This window comes from Sinosporangium album (assembly GCF_900100605.1).
In the GTDB taxonomy this organism is placed as follows: Bacteria; Actinomycetota; Actinomycetes; order Streptosporangiales; family Streptosporangiaceae; genus Sinosporangium; species Sinosporangium album.
Window position 1 is genome coordinate 1 of record NZ_FNCN01000096.1, and the last position, 1,185, is coordinate 1,185.

The window sequence follows — 1,185 nt, forward strand, 5'->3', positions numbered from 1 at the left end:
AGGCCGGTGGCGATGTGGACGGTGGTGCCGTCGTCGATGACGAGGGTGGGCCGGTGTTTCCAGCCCGGCTTGTGGGTGTCGAGCAGGGCCTTCATCCGCGGGTCGCGGAGGCTGCGGGCTTCGAGCCAGTGCCCGGAGTCCTCTTCCACCCCCTTAGCCGTGGAAGTGCAGACGAGACATCCCTCGTCGAACAACAGATATCTCTTCATGGTTCTCCTTTCGGCAGTCCACGCCGAAGGTGCAGATTGCTTCCCGCTCTCCGTGCATGCTAATGAGGGAAATGGTTGCCTCCCGTGTGGCGAACCGCCAAGCCGAATGAAAAACATCATGCCGAGAAAATGAAACGGCCCGGTGGGCGCTGAATTACCGTCCGCTGCCCACCGGACCATACGCCGCGATGCCGTCGGAGCCGGTATGCGCTCCCGAACCGCGGTGCGGATCGGCTTCACCAAAGGCGTTTGCAGCCGGCATGGCAGCTACGGGCCTTGGAACCGCACACGGCCACCATGCAGGCGAGGACGGCCCAGAGGAATATCAGCCCCCGGCAGCGCGTCGCGGGGCCGGCACACTGCATGCCGATGCAGGCCAGCATGCAACTGAAGTATTCACCGGCGCCGCGCGGCGCGGCGCCGCCGGCCCTGACGACCTTGAAGTCGTCGCGTTCGAACCTGTCCCGTTTCTTGATGGCGTCGAGGTCGGCGGTGACGAATTCGACGACGGTCTTCGAATTGTCGGACGCGCCCCCGTATTCGTGAGTGAGAACGGCCGCCTTGCTCTTGGCCTCCGCCTTGTTCTCCGGGGCGAAGAACAGAATGACGATCGTCGACGCCGTCTCCGTCGTGAAGGCGAGCGCCCGTTTGACCGTGCCGTTGAAGCCGCTCTTTGGGAGGCCGGCGACGGCGGCCTTGACCTCGCCCGCGGCGGCGGCGGTGTCGATGGCCTTCTTGTAGGCGGCGCCGGTCAAAAGCCCCGGGTCGTCGGCTCGCGCGAGGGCCGTGCCGGTGCCGAGGGTGAGGCCGAGGAGGGCGAGTGCGCCGGTGCCGGTGGCGCGGAGCATGGCGCGGCGGCTGGTGCCGCCGCCGCCGGCGGTGGCGGTGGCGGTTTCGCGGGTGATGCGGCGGGCGATGCGGGCGGCGCGGCGGATGCCGACTCCGGCGGTGAGGCGGGCGGACATGGCCAGGCCGG

2 protein-coding genes are annotated in these 1,185 nt (G+C 68.1%); both read right to left on the reverse strand.

Going from position 1 to position 1,185, the window contains the following annotated elements:
* Positions 1-209 (reverse strand): hypothetical protein (locus BLQ73_RS30770; RefSeq protein ID WP_218126109.1); only part of this gene is annotated, 209 nt, incomplete at its 3' end.
* A 236-nt stretch (positions 210-445) separates the two neighbouring features.
* Positions 446-1,185, reverse strand: a 740-nt coding sequence (locus BLQ73_RS31965) for a hypothetical protein (RefSeq protein ID WP_218126110.1), incomplete at its 5' end; no start/stop codon positions are given.